This is a genomic window from Streptomyces sp. KMM 9044, from assembly GCF_024701375.2.
Taxonomy (GTDB): domain Bacteria; phylum Actinomycetota; class Actinomycetes; order Streptomycetales; family Streptomycetaceae; genus Streptomyces.
This window is the reverse complement of record NZ_CP113910.1, coordinates 1779581-1797115: the sequence shown is the minus strand read 5'-3', so window position 1 is coordinate 1797115 and position 17535 is coordinate 1779581. Positions and strand designations below refer to the sequence as shown.

The 17535-nt window shown below is 66.9% G+C and carries 5 protein-coding genes, 1 tRNA gene and 2 rRNA genes; 7 read left to right on the top strand and 1 reads right to left on the bottom strand.

The genetic code is table 11. The features are described from left to right. The first annotated feature begins 196 nt into the window (after nt 1–196). From HUV60_RS08065 to HUV60_RS08050, 4 genes are all read left to right on the top strand, one after another. Nucleotides 197–3318, top strand: a 23S ribosomal RNA gene (locus HUV60_RS08065). A gap of 97 nt (nt 3319–3415) precedes the next feature. Then, nucleotides 3416–3532: ribosomal RNA gene (gene rrf, locus HUV60_RS08060) — 5S ribosomal RNA — on the top strand. Between the two features lie 114 nt (nt 3533–3646). Further along, entirely contained in the window at nt 3647–4309 is a 663-nt protein-coding gene (locus HUV60_RS08055) for a DegT/DnrJ/EryC1/StrS family aminotransferase (protein WP_257850128.1), read from the top strand. Nucleotides 4310–4399: 90 nt separating this feature from the next. Continuing rightward, nucleotides 4400–4472, top strand: a tRNA-Thr gene (locus tag HUV60_RS08050). A gap of 60 nt (nt 4473–4532) precedes the next feature. Here the strand turns inward: HUV60_RS08050 and HUV60_RS08045 are convergent. Beyond that, nucleotides 4533–7283 (bottom strand): SpoIIE family protein phosphatase, encoded by a 2751-nt coding sequence (locus HUV60_RS08045; protein WP_257848059.1) that lies wholly within the window; start codon nt 7281–7283, stop codon nt 4533–4535. 439 nt (nt 7284–7722) lie between these two features. On the opposite strand from HUV60_RS08045, the gene HUV60_RS08040 reads away from it, so the two are divergent. The 3 genes from HUV60_RS08040 to HUV60_RS08030 all read left to right on the top strand — a co-directional run bounded on the left by HUV60_RS08040 (nt 7723) and on the right by HUV60_RS08030 (nt 17439). Further along, on the top strand, nt 7723–13212 hold the full coding sequence (locus tag HUV60_RS08040; protein WP_257848060.1) for a HAMP domain-containing protein: 5490 nt from the start codon (nt 7723–7725) through the stop codon (nt 13210–13212). A gap of 335 nt (nt 13213–13547) precedes the next feature. Beyond that, nucleotides 13548–14225, top strand: a complete 678-nt coding sequence (locus HUV60_RS08035; RefSeq protein ID WP_062192794.1) for a response regulator — start codon at nt 13548–13550, stop codon at nt 14223–14225. Nucleotides 14226–14664: 439 nt separating this feature from the next. After that, nucleotides 14665–17439 (top strand): DNA translocase FtsK, encoded by a 2775-nt coding sequence (locus tag HUV60_RS08030; RefSeq protein WP_257848061.1) that lies wholly within the window; start codon nt 14665–14667, stop codon nt 17437–17439. Nucleotides 17440–17535 lie beyond the last annotated feature (96 nt).

Sequence of the window (17535 nt, the reverse complement as noted above, 5' to 3'; positions counted from 1 at the left end):
CGGGTCGGGGGTGTGTGAGTACTGCTCTGCGGAGTGGGGAAAGCATGATCTTCGGGCGGAGGTCGGCCGGGCACGCTGTTGGGTGTCTGAGGGAATGATCCCTCTGGATGCCGGCCCCAGTGAACTCCGGTTGTTGCCGGGGGTGGTGGGTGGTTGGTCGTTGTTTGAGAACTGCACAGTGGACGCGAGCATCTGTGGCCAAGTTTTTAAGGGCGCACGGTGGATGCCTTGGCACCAGGAACCGATGAAGGACGTGGGAGGCCACGATAGGCCCCGGGGAGTCGTCAACCAGGCTTTGATCCGGGGGTGTCCGAATGGGGAAACCCGGCAGTCGTCATGGGCTGTCACCCATACCTGAACACATAGGGTATGTGGAGGGAACGCGGGGAAGTGAAACATCTCAGTACCCGCAGGAAGAGAAAACAACCGTGATTCCGGGAGTAGTGGCGAGCGAAACCGGATGAGGCTAAACCGTATGTGTGTGAGACCCGGCAGGGGTTGCGCATGCGGGGTTGTGGGATCTCTCTTCTGTTGTCTGCCGGCAACAGGGCGAGTCAGAAACCGTTGATGTAGGCGAAGGACATGCGAAAGGTCCGGCGTAGAGGGTAAGACCCCGTAGTCGAAACGTCAGCGGCTCGTTGGAGAGACACCCAAGTAGCACGGGGCCCGAGAAATCCCGTGTGAATCTGGCGGGACCACCCGCTAAGCCTAAATATTCCCTGGTGACCGATAGCGGATAGTACCGTGAGGGAATGGTGAAAAGTACCGCGGGAGCGGAGTGAAATAGTACCTGAAACCGTGTGCCTACAAGCCGTGGGAGCGTCGCGTCGAGTGCGTGCACTCGACGTCGTGACTGCGTGCCTTTTGAAGAATGAGCCTGCGAGTTTGCGGTGTGTTGCGAGGTTAACCCGGGTGGGGAAGCCGTAGCGAAAGCGAGTCCGAACAGGGCGTTTCAGTAGCATGCTCAAGACCCGAAGCGGAGTGATCTAGCCATGGGCAGGTTGAAGCGGAGGTAAGACTTCGTGGAGGACCGAACCCACCAGGGTTGAAAACCTGGGGGATGACCTGTGGTTAGGGGTGAAAGGCCAATCAAACTCCGTGATAGCTGGTTCTCCCCGAAATGCATTTAGGTGCAGCGTCGTGTGTTTCTTGCCGGAGGTAGAGCACTGGATAGGCGATGGGCCCTACCGGGTTACTGACCTTAGCCAAACTCCGAATGCCGGTAAGTGAGAGCGCGGCAGTGAGACTGTGGGGGATAAGCTCCATGGTCGAGAGGGAAACAGCCCAGAGCATCGACTAAGGCCCCCAAGCGTACGCTAAGTGGGAAAGGATGTGGAGTCGCACAGACAACCAGGAGGTTGGCTTAGAAGCAGCCATCCTTGAAAGAGTGCGTAATAGCTCACTGGTCTAGTGATTCCGCGCCGACAATGTAGCGGGGCTCAAGCGTACCGCCGAAGTCGTGTCATTGCGATATGTGCCCCCAACGGGGATCGTGATGGGTAGGGGAGCGTCGTGTGCCGGGTGAAGCAGCCGCGGAAGCGAGTTGTGGACGGTTCACGAGTGAGAATGCAGGCATGAGTAGCGATACACACGTGAGAAACGTGTGCGCCGATTGACTAAGGGTTCCTGGGTCAAGCTGATCTGCCCAGGGTAAGTCGGGACCTAAGGCGAGGCCGACAGGCGTAGTCGATGGATAACCGGTTGATATTCCGGTACCCGCTGTGAAGCGTCAAACATCGAGCATCGTGATGCTAAGGCCGTGAAGCCGTTCCGGACCCTTCGGGGAAGGGAAAGTGGTGGAGCCGCCGGTCCAAGCGGTCAGTAGGTGAGTGATGGGGTGACGCAGGAAGGTAGTCCAGCCCGGGCGGTGGTTGTCCCGGGGTAAGGGTGTAGGCCGTGCGGTAGGTAAATCCGTCGCACACGGGGCTGAGACCTGATGCCGAGCCGATTGTGGTGAAGTGGATGATCCTATGCTGTCGAGAAAAGCCTCTAGCGAGTTTTATGGCGGCCCGTACCCTAAACCGACTCAGGTGGTCAGGTAGAGAATACCGAGGCGTTCGGGTGAACTATGGTTAAGGAACTCGGCAAAATGCCCCCGTAACTTCGGGAGAAGGGGGGCCATGTCCGGTGATGGGGTTTTCCCTCTGAGCTGGGTGTGGCCGCAGAGACCAGCGAGAAGCGACTGTTTACTAAAAACACAGGTCCGTGCGAAGCCGTAAGGCGATGTATACGGACTGACGCCTGCCCGGTGCTGGAACGTTAAGGGGACCGGTTAGTCATTCTTCGGGGTGGCGAAGCTGAGAACTTAAGCGCCAGTAAACGGCGGTGGTAACTATAACCATCCTAAGGTAGCGAAATTCCTTGTCGGGTAAGTTCCGACCTGCACGAATGGCGTAACGACTTCTCGACTGTCTCAACCATAGGCCCGGTGAAATTGCACTACGAGTAAAGATGCTCGTTTCGCGCAGCAGGACGGAAAGACCCCGGGACCTTTACTACAGTTTGATATTGGTGTTCGGTTCGGCTTGTGTAGGATAGCTGGGAGACTGTGAAGCTGTCACGCCAGTGGTGGTGGAGTCGTCGTTGAAATACCAGTCTGGTCGTGCTGGATGTCTAACCTGGGTCCGTGATCCGGATCAGGGACAGTGTCTGATGGGTAGTTTAACTGGGGCGGTTGCCTCCTAAAGAGTAACGGAGGCGCCCAAAGGTTCCCTCAGCCTGGTTGGTAATCAGGTGTTGAGTGTAAGTGCACAAGGGAGCTTGACTGTGAGACCGACGGGTCGAGCAGGGACGAAAGTCGGGACTAGTGATCCGGCGGTGGCTTGTGGAAGCGCCGTCGCTCAACGGATAAAAGGTACCCCGGGGATAACAGGCTGATCTTCCCCAAGAGTCCATATCGACGGGATGGTTTGGCACCTCGATGTCGGCTCGTCGCATCCTGGGGCTGGAGTCGGTCCCAAGGGTTGGGCTGTTCGCCCATTAAAGCGGTACGCGAGCTGGGTTTAGAACGTCGTGAGACAGTTCGGTCCCTATCCGCTGTGCGCGTAGGAGTCTTGAGAAGGGCTGTCCCTAGTACGAGAGGACCGGGACGGACGAACCTCTGGTGTGCCAGTTGTCCTGCCAAGGGCATGGCTGGTTGGCTACGTTCGGGAGGGATAACCGCTGAAAGCATCTAAGCGGGAAGCCTGCTTCGAGATGAGGACTCCCACCTCCTGGAGAGGGTAAGGCTCCCAGTAGACGACTGGGTTGATAGGCCGGATATGGAAGCACGGCAACGTGTGGAGTTGACCGGTACTAATAGGCCGAGGGCTTGTCCTCAGTTGCTCGCGTCCACTGTGTTGGTTCTGAAACCACGAACGACCCCGTCGTCACCGGTATGCGGTGGTGGGCGGTGCGGTTGTCTGTTTCATAGTGTTTCGGTGGTCATAGCGTAGGGGAAACGCCCGGTTACATTCCGAACCCGGAAGCTAAGCCCTACCGCGCCGATGGTACTGCAGGGGGGACCCTGTGGGAGAGTAGGACGCCGCCGAACAATCTTTGACAGGGTTGGACCCCGAACTTCGGTTCGGGGTCCAACCCTTTTTTGTTCTGCGTCACTTGAAGTTCACGTTGCGCAACGAACATCCATCTCATGGGTACTGCTGCACTGCTCAGGGCCGCCGGTGTCGGAGTCGGTGACGAGGTGATCGTGTCCGCCTTCGGGAACGTGGAAGTTGCCGAAGCCGTCATTTTCGCAGGTGCGTTGCCGGTGTTCGCCGAGATAGATCCGGTGACCTACTGCCTCGCGCCGGCCGCTGTGGAAACGGCCATCACCTCGCGCACGGCGGCCGTTGTCGCCGTCCATCGTTTCGGCAGACACGCCGACATGGCGCGGTTGCACGCGCTCGGACAACGGCACGGTCTGCTGGTGCTGGAGCACGGGGAGTCCGAAGCTCCGTACGACGAGGTCGCCCGACGCAGGGAGCGGGCCGCCTACCTCGACGCGAAGCTGCGGGGTGTGCGGACGCCCGACGGAGGTGACGGGCACACCTACCAGCAGTACGTCGTGCGGGTCCCCGGCAATGGACGACCAGACCGGGACGCCTTCGCACGAGCCGTGCGGGCCAGGGGAGTCGAGTGCAGGGTGCCGGTGAAGACGCCGGTGCACCGGTTGCCGGAGTTCCGGCGGTGCGTGTCTCTGCCCGAGACGGAACGGGCCGCCGACGTGACGCTCGCCCTGCCCGTGGACGCCTCGTTGACCAAGCGGGACATGCAGCGCGTCGCGTCGGCGTGCAACGCACTGGGCGGACTGCTGCAGCCGGCTGTCTGAACCTCGGTCGCGGGCCGGTGGTTGGGAGCACGAGTCTGCTCGGGGTATGATCTATTCCGTTGCCGGGCGGGAAACCGCGGAAAGCGACAGGCCCCTATAGCTCAGTCGGTAGAGCGTCTCCATGGTAAGGAGAAGGTCAACGGTTCGATTCCGTTTGGGGGCTCCGGCAGAAAGGCCCCGCCCTTCCGGGCGGGGCCTTTCTCATGCCCTGATCCGACCCGGTTCAGTTCTTGTGGAGCTCCGGGACACGCATGGTGAGGATCGCCATGTCGTCCGAAGGGGCGTCGGAGGCGAAGCGTTCCACCGCGCGCATGATGCGGGCGGCGACCGCGCCGGCTGTCAGGCCCGTACAGGTCGTCAGAACGTCGGCGAGTCCGTCGTCGCCCAGCATGCGCGGGCCTTCACGGCGCTCGGTGACACCGTCGGTGACGCACAGCAGGACGTCGCCCGGATCGAGCGTGACCGTCTGTTCGTACAGTTCCAGGTCTTCCAGGACGCCCAGGAGGGGCTGAGGGTCGGCGGCCGGTTCGACGGTGCCGTCCTGGCGCAGGCGCAGCGGCAGCGGGTGGCCGGCGCACACCACCTTCAACTCCGCGCTGCCGTCTTCCTGCGGGCGCAGTTCGCCGTAGAGCAGGGTGAGGAAGCGGCTGCGGGCGCCCTCGTCGAGGATGGCGGAGTTCAGGCGATCGAGGACCGCAGGGCCACTGAGGCCCTCACGGGCGAGCAGCCGGAGCGCGTGCCGGGCGAGACCGGTGACGGCCGCGGCGTTCGGTCCTGTACCGCAGACGTCGCCGATGGCGAAGCCGTAGGCGCCGTCGCTGATCGGGAAGAGGTCGTAGAAGTCGCCGCCGACCTCGTTGCCCTCGCCGGCGGCGCGGTAGATGACCTCCACCTCGACGCCCTCGATCGTCGGCAGCTCGGGGGGTAGGAGACTGCGCTGGAGGGACTGGCTGATCGCCGTGCGCTCGGAGTAGAGGCGGGCGTTGTCCAGGGCGAGGGCGGCCCTGCGGGAGAGGTCCTCGGCGAGTTCGAGGTCCTCCTGGCGGAAGTGTTCGTCAGTCGGCTTGCCGAGCGTCAGCATGCCGATGACGCGGTTACGGGCGACCAGCGGGAGGACCACCGTCTCGCCGCCGACCGCGGAGGCAGTGGTGAGGGTGGGGCCGATGCCGGGAGTGACCCGGGTGTCCGGGCTGCCGCTCAGCCCCAGACTGCGCATGGACGTGCGCAGGGCCGCCTGATGGGCCACCTCGCCGGGTGCCGACCAGACGCGGGCGCCGGGAGTGGGGACCGGGTCGGGCGGGGCGATCTTCGAGAGCAGGGACTTGATGCCGTCGATGAGCTCCTCGTCCTCGTGCAGCACGTAGGAGAGGTACGGCTCGGAGGCCTGGTCGGCGATCGTGTAGACGGCACACCAGGTGGCCAGGGTGGGAACGGTCATCTGGGCCATGAGGGCCAGGGTCTGGTCGCGGTCCAGGGTGCCGGCCAGCAGGTCGGACGCCTCGACGAGGAAACTCAGCGAACCTCTGCGCAGTCGTTCGAGTTCTCCCAGGCGGGCCGACTCGACGGCCAGGGCGATGCGGTCGGCGGCGAACTGGAGCCGCAGCGCCTCCTCGTTGGAGTACCGGCCCGCTCCCTCCGCGGCGACGCCCAGGGAGCCCGTGAGACGGCCCTCGACCTTGAGCGGGACGGTGACGACCGAGCGCATGCCGGTGCCGTTGAGGAGCGGGACCGCGCCGGGCAGGGCGGCGAGGTCGTCGTGGACGGCCGGCATACGGGCGGAGCCGTAACGGCCGGAGCCGGCTTCCACCGGAACGCGGGCGAAGCGCTGACGGGCCGAGGGCAGGCCGGTGGAGGCACGTACCTCGAGTTCCGTCTCGTCGTCGGTGGCAAGCAGCAGGAAGGCGGAGTCGCCGTCAAGCATATCGCGAGCGCGTTCCACCGTGCGCTGGAGGAGGCCGTCGAGGTCGTCAGGCGCGGGGGAGCCGATGAACACCTCGAAGGGGTCGGTGCTCTGGCTCTCGGAGGAGGCGCCCGAGTCGGAGGGGACGCGCAACGGGGTCTGCAGGACCGCCCGTTCGTGGTCCCTGACGAGAAGGCACACGGTCGACGGATCGCCGTCCGTGTCGCGGACGCGCAGGTGCGAGGCGTAGACGGGGATCACCCGGCCGGTGGTGTCCCTTATGCCGTAGCTGCCTTCCCAGCGGGAGAGCTGGAGCGCCTCCGCGATGCCGGTGCCGGTGCCGGGGGTGTGCGGCCAGGCCGCGAGGTCGGTGAGGGGCTTGCCGACGACCTGGTCGGCCGTATGTCCGAAGAGTTCCTCCGCGTCCTCGTTCCAGGAGGAGATCGCGCCGATTCGGTCGATCTGCACAACGGCGACGCGGACCCGGGCATCGGCGATCGGGAGGAGTTCGGACGGCAGCGCCGGTCCGGCCGAGCGGGCGCCCACCGGGCGGTCGGGGACGTCGAGTTGGAACCAGACGGTCTTGTGGGCGGGGGCGTACTCGACGCCCCACCGGCCGGCCAGGGCCGCGCAGAGCTGGAGGCCTCGTCCGCCCTCGCGGTCGGGGCCGCCCATGTCGGCGGCCGGCATCTGGAGCGGTACCTCACGCTCCGGATACCGGTCGGTAACCTCGATCCGCACACCGTTGTCGCAGCGCAGACACAGCAGGTCGGCCCAGGTGCTGGTGTGGATCACGGCGTTGGTCACGAGCTCACTGGTGAGGACCACGGCGTCGTCGATGATGTCGGCGAACCCCCACCCCTGGAGGGTGTCGCGGACGAAGGAGCGGGCACTCGCGACCGAGCGCCCGACAGGCTGGAAGCTGGCGGCCGCACGCGCGGTGATCACAGAACTCCTCGACCGGTTCTCGACGGGCATGGTCCCATGGCCGACCGGCTCGTGCCGCTGGTGCGGCAGGCCGCTCGTCGGCCGAGGGTCCGGGGGCTGTTCCCCCGGGATCAGTCCGGTGGTCATGTGTGCGGCCGCCCTCCGATGCCCGCTCGTCTCCGTGCCACCGCCCAGACCGGACGGACCGGTGTGGCTGGACAGCCGGATGCAAGGTTACTTACCTTCGCGGTCCGAGCGGATGCCGGTCTGCCGTGTATCCGTCGGGAGGTGTCCGGCGGCCGGTGGCTGTGCGGACGGTGTGCGAAGCTGCCGAACTGTTATGGCCTGGTTCGGTGGGGGTGAAACACTGGGAGGCAGGCTGTCGCGAAGGTCCGGACGGGCGGGTGTCCTCCGGCCGGACAGACAGCGGCCCGGGTAGCGCCCAGGTAGGCAGGGCAGGTATCGCAGTAGTACATGCATATGCGCGAGTAAGCAGAGCAGGCACAAGCAGTCAGCAGTCACAGGTACGCCCGTGCGGTGGTACCCGAGCACAGCAGTAACGGTCGACCCCTGCGGGAGGGACACAGTGGAGTCTGGCGCAGCGACGCGGGGCACGAACACGCGCGCGAAAGGCGGACAGTCCCCTAGTAGGCAGGGCAGGTCCCGGGGCGGGACCACCGCGGTGGACACCGCGGCCCTGGACCGCCTCATGGTCGCTCTGGTGGCTATGCGGGACGGCAACTTCCGCAAACGGCTCACGGTCTCCGGCGACGGCGTGATGGCGGAGATCGCGGCGGTCTTCAACGAGGTGGCCGACCGCAATCTCCATCTGACGGGCGAGCTGGCGCGGGTGCGGCGCATGGTGGGGCGCGAGGGGAAACTCACCGAGCGCCTGGAGACGGGGGCCTGCGAGGGCTCCTGGTCCACCGCGATCGACAATGCGAACGCGCTGGTGGACGATCTGGTACGGCCCGTCTCCGAGGTCAGCCGGGTGCTGTCGGCGGTGGCCGACGGTGATCTGTCGCCGCGGATGGAGCTGCGGGCACAGCTGGGCGGGGGCGACGGGCAGGGACAGCCGCTGCGCGGCGAGTTCCTGAAGGTCGGGCGTACCGTCAACAATCTGGTGGACCAGCTGTCGACCTTTACCGACGAGGTCACGCGGGTGGCCAGCGAGGTCGGTACCGAGGGCAAACTGGGCGGTCAGGCGAGGGTACGGGGCATGTCCGGTTCGTGGAAGGACCTCACGGACTCGGTCAACACCATGGCGGAACGGCTGACGGCGCAGGTGCGCGACATCGCGCTGGTGACGACGGCGGTCGCCCGGGGTGATCTGTCCCGCAAGGTCACCGTGCATGTCGAAGGCGAGATGCTGGAGCTGAAGAACACCGTCAACACGATGGTGGACCAGCTCTCGGCGTTCTCCTCCGAAGTGACCCGCGTCGCACGCGAGGTGGGCACCGAGGGCGCGCTGGGCGGGCAGGCGCAGGTGTCCGGTGTGGACGGCGTGTGGAAGGAGCTCACCGACTCCGTCAACACCATGGCCGGGAACCTGACGGCCCAGGTGCGCGGGATCGCGGAGGTGACGACCGCGGTCGCCAACGGCGATCTGTCACGGAAGGTGACCGTTCCGGCGCGTGGCGAGGTCGCGCAGCTCGCCGAGACGATCAACCAGATGACCGAGACGCTGAAGATCTTCGCGGACGAGGTCACCCGGGTCGCCAACGAGGTCGGGGCAGAGGGGCAGCTGGGCGGTCAGGCGAACGTGCCGGGCGCCGCCGGTACGTGGAAGGACCTGACGGACTCCGTCAACACGGTGTTCCGGAACCTGACGACGCAGGTGCGGGACATCGCCGCGGTGACGACGGCGGTGGCCAACGGCGACCTGTCGCAGAAGGTCACCGTGGACGTGGCCGGCGAGATGCTGGAGCTGAAGAACACCGTCAACACGATGGTCGACCAGCTGTCCTCCTTCGGCGCCGAGGTCACCCGCGTAGCGCGCGAGATCGGGGTCGAGGGTGAGCTGGGCGGCCAGGCGCAGGTGCCGGGTGCCGCCGGTACGTGGAAGGACCTCACCGACTCCGTCAACACCGCGTTCCGCAACCTCACCGGTCAGGTGAGGAACATCGCCCAGGTGACGACGGCGGTGGCCAACGGCGACCTGTCGCAGAAGGTCACCGTCGACGTGTCCGGCGAGATGCTCCAGCTGAAGAACACCGTCAACACGATGGTGGACCAGCTGTCGTCGTTCGCCGACCAGGTCACGCGCATGGCCCGGGACGTGGGCACGGAGGGACGGCTGGGCGGTCAGGCCCGGGTGGACGGCGTGTCGGGCACCTGGAAGGAGCTCACCGACTCCGTCAACTCGATGGCGTCCAACCTGACCGGTCAGGTGAGGAACATCGCCCAGGTGACGACGGCGGTGGCCCGGGGCGACCTGTCGCAGAAGATCGACGTGGACGCGCGCGGGGAGATCCTCGAGCTGAAGAACACGATCAACACGATGGTGGACCAGCTGTCGTCGTTCGCCGACCAGGTCACGCGCGTGGCCCGTGAGGTGGGTACGGAGGGCCGGCTCGGGGGCCAGGCGCAGGTGCCCGGCGTCGCCGGTGTGTGGCGCGACCTCACCGACTCGGTCAACGGCATGGCCGGCAACCTCACCGCGCAGGTGCGCAACATCGCTCAGGTGGCGACGGCGGTGGCCCGGGGCGACCTGTCGCAGAAGATCACCGTGGACGCGCGCGGGGAGATCCTCGAGCTGAAGAACACGCTGAACACGATGGTGGACCAGCTGTCGTCGTTCGCCGAGGAGGTCACCCGGGTGGCCCGCGAGGTGGGGACGGAGGGCATCCTCGGCGGCCAGGCCGAGGTGCAGGGTGTCTCCGGCACCTGGAAGGACCTCACCCAGTCGGTGAACGGCATGGCGAACAACCTGACCCTCCAGGTGCGCAACATCGCCGAGGTCACCACCGCGGTCGCGAAGGGGGACCTGTCGAAGAAGATCACCGTCGACGCCAAGGGCGAGATCCTCGAACTCGTCACCACTGTCAACACGATGGTGGACCAGCTGTCGTCGTTCGCCGAGCAGGTGACCCGGGTGGCCCGCGAGGTGGGGACCGAGGGCATCCTCGGCGGCCAGGCGCACGTGCCCGGGGTCACGGGCATCTGGAAGGACCTGAGCGACAACGTCAACCTGATGGCCAAGAACCTGACCACGCAGGTGCGGAACATCTCCCAGGTGTCCGCCGCGGTCGCCAGTGGTGACCTCACCCGGCAGGTCACCATCGAGGCGCGGGGCGAGTTGGCGCAGCTCGCCGACACCATCAACATCATGGTGAAGACACTGAGTTCGTTCGCCGAGCAGGTCACCAAGGTGGCCCGCGAGGTGGGTACGGACGGCATCCTCGGCGGTCAGGCGCACGTACCGGGCGTGGCCGGCACGTGGAAGGACCTCACCGAGTCCGTGAACCGGATGGCGTCCAACCTGACCGGTCAGGTGCGCAACATCGCCATGGTGACGACGGCCATCGCCAAGGGCGACCTGACGAAGAAGATCGACATCGACGCGCGCGGGGAGATCCTCGAGCTGAAGACCACCATCAACACGATGGTCGACCAGTTGTCGTCGTTCGCCGAGGAGGTCACGCGTGTGGCCCGTGAGGTGGGCACGGAGGGCCGGCTCGGCGGGCAGGCCCGCGTGCGTGACGTCGACGGCACCTGGCGGGACCTGACCGAGTCCGTGAACGAGATGGCAGGGAACCTGACCCGGCAGGTGCGTGCCATCGCGCGCGTGGCGACCGCGGTGGCACGCGGTGATCTCAACCTGAAGATCGACGTGGACGCGTCCGGAGAGATCCAGGAACTGCAGGACTACGTCAACAAGATGATCGCCAACCTGCGCGACACCACGATCGCCAACAAGGAGCAGGACTGGCTGAAGGGCAATCTGGCCCGTATCTCCGCGCTGATGCAGGGTCGCCGGGACCTGGAGGACGTGGCCTCGCTGATCATGAGTGAGCTGACGCCCGTGGTCTCCGCACAGCACGGGGCGTTCTTCCTCTCGATGCCCCTGGCCGACGGGGAGGACGCGAATGTTGCCGACGACGACCAGTACGAGCTGCGCATGCTCGGTTCGTACGGCTACTCGCTGGGCTCGATGCCGACGTCGTTCCGGCCCGGAGAGGGGCTCATCGGGACGGCCGCCATGGAGAAGCGCACGATCCTGGTGGAGAACGCGCCCAGCGGCTACCTGAAGATCTCCTCGGGTCTCGGGGAGGCGCCGCCCGCACAGGTGATCGTGCTTCCGGTGCTGTTCGAGGGGACCGTGCTGGGCGTCATCGAGCTGGCCTCGTTCACTCCGTTCACGCACATCCAGAAGGACTTCCTCAACCAGATCGCCGAGATGATCGCGACGAGCGTCAACACCATCTCGGTGAACACCAAGACGGAGTTGCTGCTGGCACAGTCACAGGAGCTGACCGAGCAACTCCAGGAACGTTCGGCCGAGTTGGAGCAGCGACAGAAGGCACTCCAGGCCTCCAACGCCGAACTGGAGGAAAAGGCCGAGCTGCTGGCCCAGCAGAACCGCGACATCGAGGTGAAGAACACCGAGATCGAGGAGGCGCGGCAGGTCCTTGAGGAGCGCGCCGAGCAACTCGCGGTCTCCATGCGCTACAAGAGCGAGTTCCTGGCCAACATGTCGCACGAGCTGCGCACCCCGCTCAACTCGCTGCTGATCCTGGCCAAGCTCCTCGCCGACAACGCCGACGGGAATCTCTCCCCCAAGCAGGTCGAGTTCGCCGAGACCATCCACGGCGCCGGCTCCGACCTGCTGCAGTTGATCAACGACATCCTCGACCTGTCGAAGGTCGAGGCGGGCAAGATGGACGTCTCCCCGACGCGCATCGCGCTCGTCCAGCTCGTGGACTATGTGGAGGCCACCTTCCGGCCGCTGACCGCGGAGAAGGGCCTGGACCTGTCGGTGCGGGTCTCCCCGGAGCTTCAGGCCACGCTGCACACCGACGAGCAGCGGCTGCTGCAGGTGCTGCGCAACCTGCTGTCCAACGCGGTGAAGTTCACCGACTCCGGGTCCGTCGAGCTGGTCATCCGGCCGGCCCGCGGCGACGTCCCACAGGCCATCAGAGAGCAACTGCTGGAGGCCGGTTCGCTGACCGACCCGGACGCAGACCTGATCGCTTTCTCGGTGTCCGACACGGGCATCGGGATCGCCGCCAGCAAGATGCGGGTGATCTTCGAGGCGTTCAAGCAGGCGGACGGTACGACCAGCCGCAAGTACGGGGGTACGGGGCTCGGGCTGTCCATCTCCCGGGAGATCGCCCAACTGCTCGGCGGTGAGATCCACGCGCAGAGCGAGCCGGGCCGCGGCTCGACCTTCACGCTGTATCTGCCACTGCACCCGAGCGAGTTGCCGCCGCACGGCTACCAGCAGTCCATGCCTGCCCTGGAGGGCGGCGGCCCCGCCGCGTCGGCTGGTTCCTCAGGTGCGGGGGTGGATGCGCCGGCCGAGGTGACGTCCTACCGGGAGACCCAGAACGGTCCGGCCGCACTGTTCCGGCGGCGCCGCAGGCCCCTGCCCGAGCTGGAGCAGCGGCCCGCGCGGCAGCAGCCGGAGCAGTGGCCGGCGACGCCGGGCGCGGAGCTGGAGCAGGATTCGGCGCCCCGGCCGCAGCGCGGTATCCGGTTCGGCGGGCAGAAGGTGCTCATCGTCGACGACGACATCCGCAATGTGTTCGCGCTGACCAGCGTCCTCGAACAGCACGGGCTCTCCGTGCTGTACGCGGAGAACGGCCGCGAGGGCATCGAGGTGCTGGAGCAGCACGACGACGTGGCGGTCGTCCTGATGGACATCATGATGCCCGAGATGGACGGATACGCGACGACGGCGGCGATCCGCCGGATGCCGCAGTTCGCGGGACTTCCGATCATCGCACTCACCGCGAAGGCGATGAAGGGCGACCGGGAGAAGGCGATCGAGTCGGGAGCCTCCGACTACGTGACGAAGCCGGTCGACCCCGATCACCTGCTGTCGGTGATGCGGCAGTGGATGGGAGGCGTGTGACCGTGGCGCCCCGTGGGAGGGGTGCGTGAAGGCGGTGGCCCGGGGCGTGCGATGGTGGAGGGGGGCTTCGCCGTTCATGTGGAGTTGCTGACACGGTGTGTGCGAAGTCGTGTAGAAGTACGGGATGCGGGGAACCTTCTGGTCTCGCTCCGCGTTTCTGCTAGGTGCGCGGTGACATCGCGGTGACAGGGTGTGTCGACGGGCGGGGTGCGGCTACGATGACCGGCACAAGGACGGGCGGCGCAAGGGAGCCGTCCCCTGGGTCGGCACCCGCCGGTGTCCCCCCAGGACCTGCGGACAGGGGAGGCCCCAAGCCGGGGCGAGGAGGGCGGGCCATGGTACAGAAGGCCAAGATCCTCCTGGTCGATGACCGGCCGGAGAATCTGCTGGCGCTGGAGGCGATCCTCTCGGCGCTCGATCAGACGCTGGTACGGGCATCGTCCGGGGAAGAAGCACTCAAGGCACTGCTCACGGACGACTTCGCGGTCATCCTGCTGGACGTCCAGATGCCGGGGATGGACGGTTTCGAGACCGCGGCGCACATCAAGCGGCGGGAGCGGACGCGGGACATCCCGATCATCTTCCTCACCGCGATCAACCACGGCCCACACCACACGTTCCGCGGGTACGCGGCGGGTGCGGTCGACTACATCTCCAAGCCGTTCGACCCGTGGGTGCTGCGCGCGAAGGTCTCGGTCTTCGTCGAGCTGTACATGAAGAACTGCCAGCTGAGGGAGCAGGCGGCGTTGCTGCGGCTCCAGTTGGAGGGCGACGAGAAGGACGCCGGGGAGCAGAAGGAGTCCGCCGGCCTGCTCGCCGAACTCTCCGCGCGGCTCGCGGCCGTCGAGGAACAGGCCGAGGCCCTGTCCAAGCAGCTCAACGACGAATCGACCGATGCGGCCGCGGTGGCCACGGCGGCCCATCTGGAGCGCAAGCTCACGGGGTTGCGGCGGGCACTGGACGCGCTGGAACCGGGCACGGGCAGTGCGTCGCCGATGCCGTCGCAGAACTGACCGACGGCGTACGGGCCTTGCGGCTCATCCGGGACGGCCCCCGGGCCGTGGGGCCTGTCCGGTGATCGCGCCAAAGACGAGAGGGCCGGCAAGGCCCTCTCAAGCTCTTCGAGCAGGGGTGCCCCCAGCGTCGTTGTCGTCACCCGCCCCCTCTCGGCTTTTCCCCGGCTCCCCGCTCCCGGCTCTGCTCGAGCAGGAAGGGCCCTCATACGTGGGAGGGGACCCATCGCGTCGACTTCCTCCTCCGCCCTGCAGGTGAACGCACCAGCCCTCGTTCCCCCCGACCGGACAGATACCGTCGGTCGCGTCGGTCGCCTCCGACCCGGCCCGCCGGACAGGCCCTTCCCGCGTCAGTTCGGCGCCTCCGTGGAAGCGACACGAACGGGTGAAGCGGTCGGCACGCGTGTCCACTGGCGTCTCCACCGGTAACCTCACCCCCATGGCCTCACGTCCCTCCGCAGCCAAGAAGCCACCCGCGAAGAAGGCGGCTGCTTCCGCGAAGGCTCCGGCGAAGAAGCCGCCCCCGAAGAAGGCTCCTGCCAGGAAGCCCGCGGTGAGGAAGCCCGCGCCCAAACCGGCTCCCAGCCCGACCGGCGGCGTCTACCGGCTCGTGCGCGCCCTGTGGCTGGGCCTGGCGCACGCAGTCGGGGCGGTTTTCCGGGGCATGGGACAAGGCGCCAGGAACCTCGATCCCGCCCACCGCAAAGACGGCCTCGCGCTGCTCCTGCTCGGCATCGGACTCATCGTCGCCGCGGGCACCTGGGCCGATCTCGAGGGGCCCGTCGGCGACCTCGTGGAGATCCTGGTCACCGGCGCGTTCGGCCGGCTCGACCTGCTGGTGCCGATCCTGGTCGCGGTCGTCGCGATGCGCTTCATCCGGCACCCGGAGAAGCCGGAGGCCAACGGCCGCATCGTGATCGGCCTGTCGGCGCTCCTGATCGGTGTGCTCGGCCAGATCCACATCGCCTGCGGCTCGCCCGCCCGCAGCGACGGCATGCAAGCCATAAGGGACGCCGGAGGACTCATCGGCTGGGGCGCGGCCACGCCGCTGTCGTACACCATGACCGATGTGCTCGCCGTGCCCCTGCTGGTACTGCTCACCGTTTTCGGTCTGCTGGTCGTCACGGCCACTCCGGTCAACGCCATTCCGCAGCGACTGAGGCTGCTCGGTACCAGGCTGGGGCTCGTGCACGACCGCGAGCCGGAGGAGTTCGGCGAGGACGACGAGCGCTACGACGAGCAGTGGCGCGAGGCGCTGCCCGTGAGCCACCGGGGCCGTCGGCGGGAGCCCCGGGAGCACGACCCCGACCTCGCGGAGCAGGAGGCGCTGTCCCGACGCCGCGGTCGGCCGCGCAGGTCCGCGGTGCCCCAGCCCGACATGAACCGGCCGATGGACGCCGTGGACGTGGCCGCCGAGGCCGCCGCCTCGCTCGACGGCGCCGTCCTGCACGGGATGCCGCCCTCGCCGGTCGTCGCCGACCTGACCCAGGGCGTGCGCGTGGGAGACCGCGAGCCGACCACCCCGACGCCGGTACCGGCCGCCCGCCCCGAGCGGGACCGGCAGGGCAGCTCACGGCAGGACAGGCCGAGGCCGGGCGTCAGGCAGAACGCGCCGCAGCAGGGCGGACCGGCCGGGCCGGACCGGAAGCAGGCGGACTCCGGAGTCCCGGACCTCACCAAGACCCCGTCCGCGCCCCGCGAACTCCCCCCGCGCGCGGAGCAACTCCAGCTGTCCGGTGACATCACCTACTCCCTGCCGGCCCTCGACCTGCTCACGCGGGGTGGCCCCGGCAAGGCGCGCAGCGCCGCCAACGACGCCGTCGTCGCCTCGCTCACCACCGTCTTCACCGAGTTCAAGGTCGACGCCCGTGTCACCGGCTTCACGCGCGGGCCCACGGTCACCCGCTACGAGGTGGAACTGGGCCCGGCCGTGAAGGTCGAGCGGATCACCGCACTCACGAAGAACATCGCGTACGCCGTCGCCAGCCCCGACGTACGCATCATCAGCCCCATTCCCGGCAAGTCCGCCGTCGGCATCGAGATCCCGAACACCGACCGGGAGATGGTCAACCTCGGAGACGTGCTGCGGCTCGCGGAGTCCGCCGAGGACGACGACCCGATGCTGGTCGCCTTCGGCAAGGACGTCGAGGGCGGATACGTCATGCACTCGCTGGCGAAGATGCCGCACATACTGGTCGCCGGTGCCACCGGCTCCGGCAAGTCGTCCTGCATCAACTGCCTGATCACGTCGGTCATGATGCGGGCGACACCGGAGGACGTCCGGATGATCCTGGTCGACCCCAAGCGCGTGGAGCTGACGGCGTACGAGGGCATCCCGCATCTGATCACGCCGATCATCACCAACCCCAAGCGGGCCGCCGAGGCCCTCCAGTGGGTCGTCCGCGAGATGGACCTCCGCTACGACGACCTGGCCGCCTACGGCTACCGGCACATCGACGACTTCAACCGCGCGGTGCGCGAGGGAAAGGCCAAGCCGCCCGAGGGCAGCGAGCGCGAACTCCAGCCGTACCCGTACCTGTTGGTCATCGTCGACGAGCTGGCCGACCTGATGATGGTCGCCCCGCGGGACGTCGAGGACGCCATCGTGCGGATCACGCAGCTCGCGCGGGCGGCCGGCATCCACCTGGTGCTCGCCACACAGCGGCCCTCGGTCGACGTCGTCACCGGTCTGATCAAGGCGAACGTGCCGTCCCGGCTCGCGTTCGCCACCTCGTCCCTCGCGGACTCGCGGGTCATCCTCGACCAGCCCGGCGCCGAGAAGCTGATCGGCAAGGGCGACGGCCTCTTCCTGCCGATGGGAGCGAACAAACCGACCCGTATGCAGGGCGCGTTCGTGACCGAGGAGGAGATCGCCGGCGTCGTCCAGCACTGCAAGGACCAGATGACGCCCGTCTTCCGGGACGACGTCGTCGTCGGGACCAAGCAGAAGAAGGAGATCGACGAGGACATCGGCGACGACCTCGACCTGCTGTGCCAGGCGGCCGAACTGGTCGTCTCCACCCAGTTCGGGTCGACGTCCATGCTCCAGCGCAAGCTGCGCGTGGGCTTCGCGAAGGCGGGCCGGCTCATGGACCTCATGGAGTCCCGGAACATCGTCGGACCGAGTGAGGGTTCGAAGGCCCGTGACGTTCTTGTGAAGACTGACGAGCTGGATGGCGTGCTCGCCGTGATCCGGGGGGAGTCTGAAGGGTAGGCAGCGGAGACACGGTCGTTGCTCCGGCTCACCCGGGTGGCCGATCGTGACCCATCCGTGAGGGATCGGCGTGCAACCGTTTCCCTCGGTCGCACG

What these genes read in the sequence shown, in the direction of transcription:
- HUV60_RS08045 (WP_257848059.1), bottom strand. Translation starts at nt 7,283, where the DNA reads ATGACCACCGGACTGATCCCGGGGGAACAGCCCCCGGACCCTCGGCCG.
- HUV60_RS08035 (WP_062192794.1), top strand. Translation starts at nt 13,548, where the DNA reads ATGGTACAGAAGGCCAAGATCCTCCTGGTCGATGACCGGCCGGAGAAT.
- HUV60_RS08030 (WP_257848061.1), top strand. Translation starts at nt 14,665, where the DNA reads ATGGCCTCACGTCCCTCCGCAGCCAAGAAGCCACCCGCGAAGAAGGCG.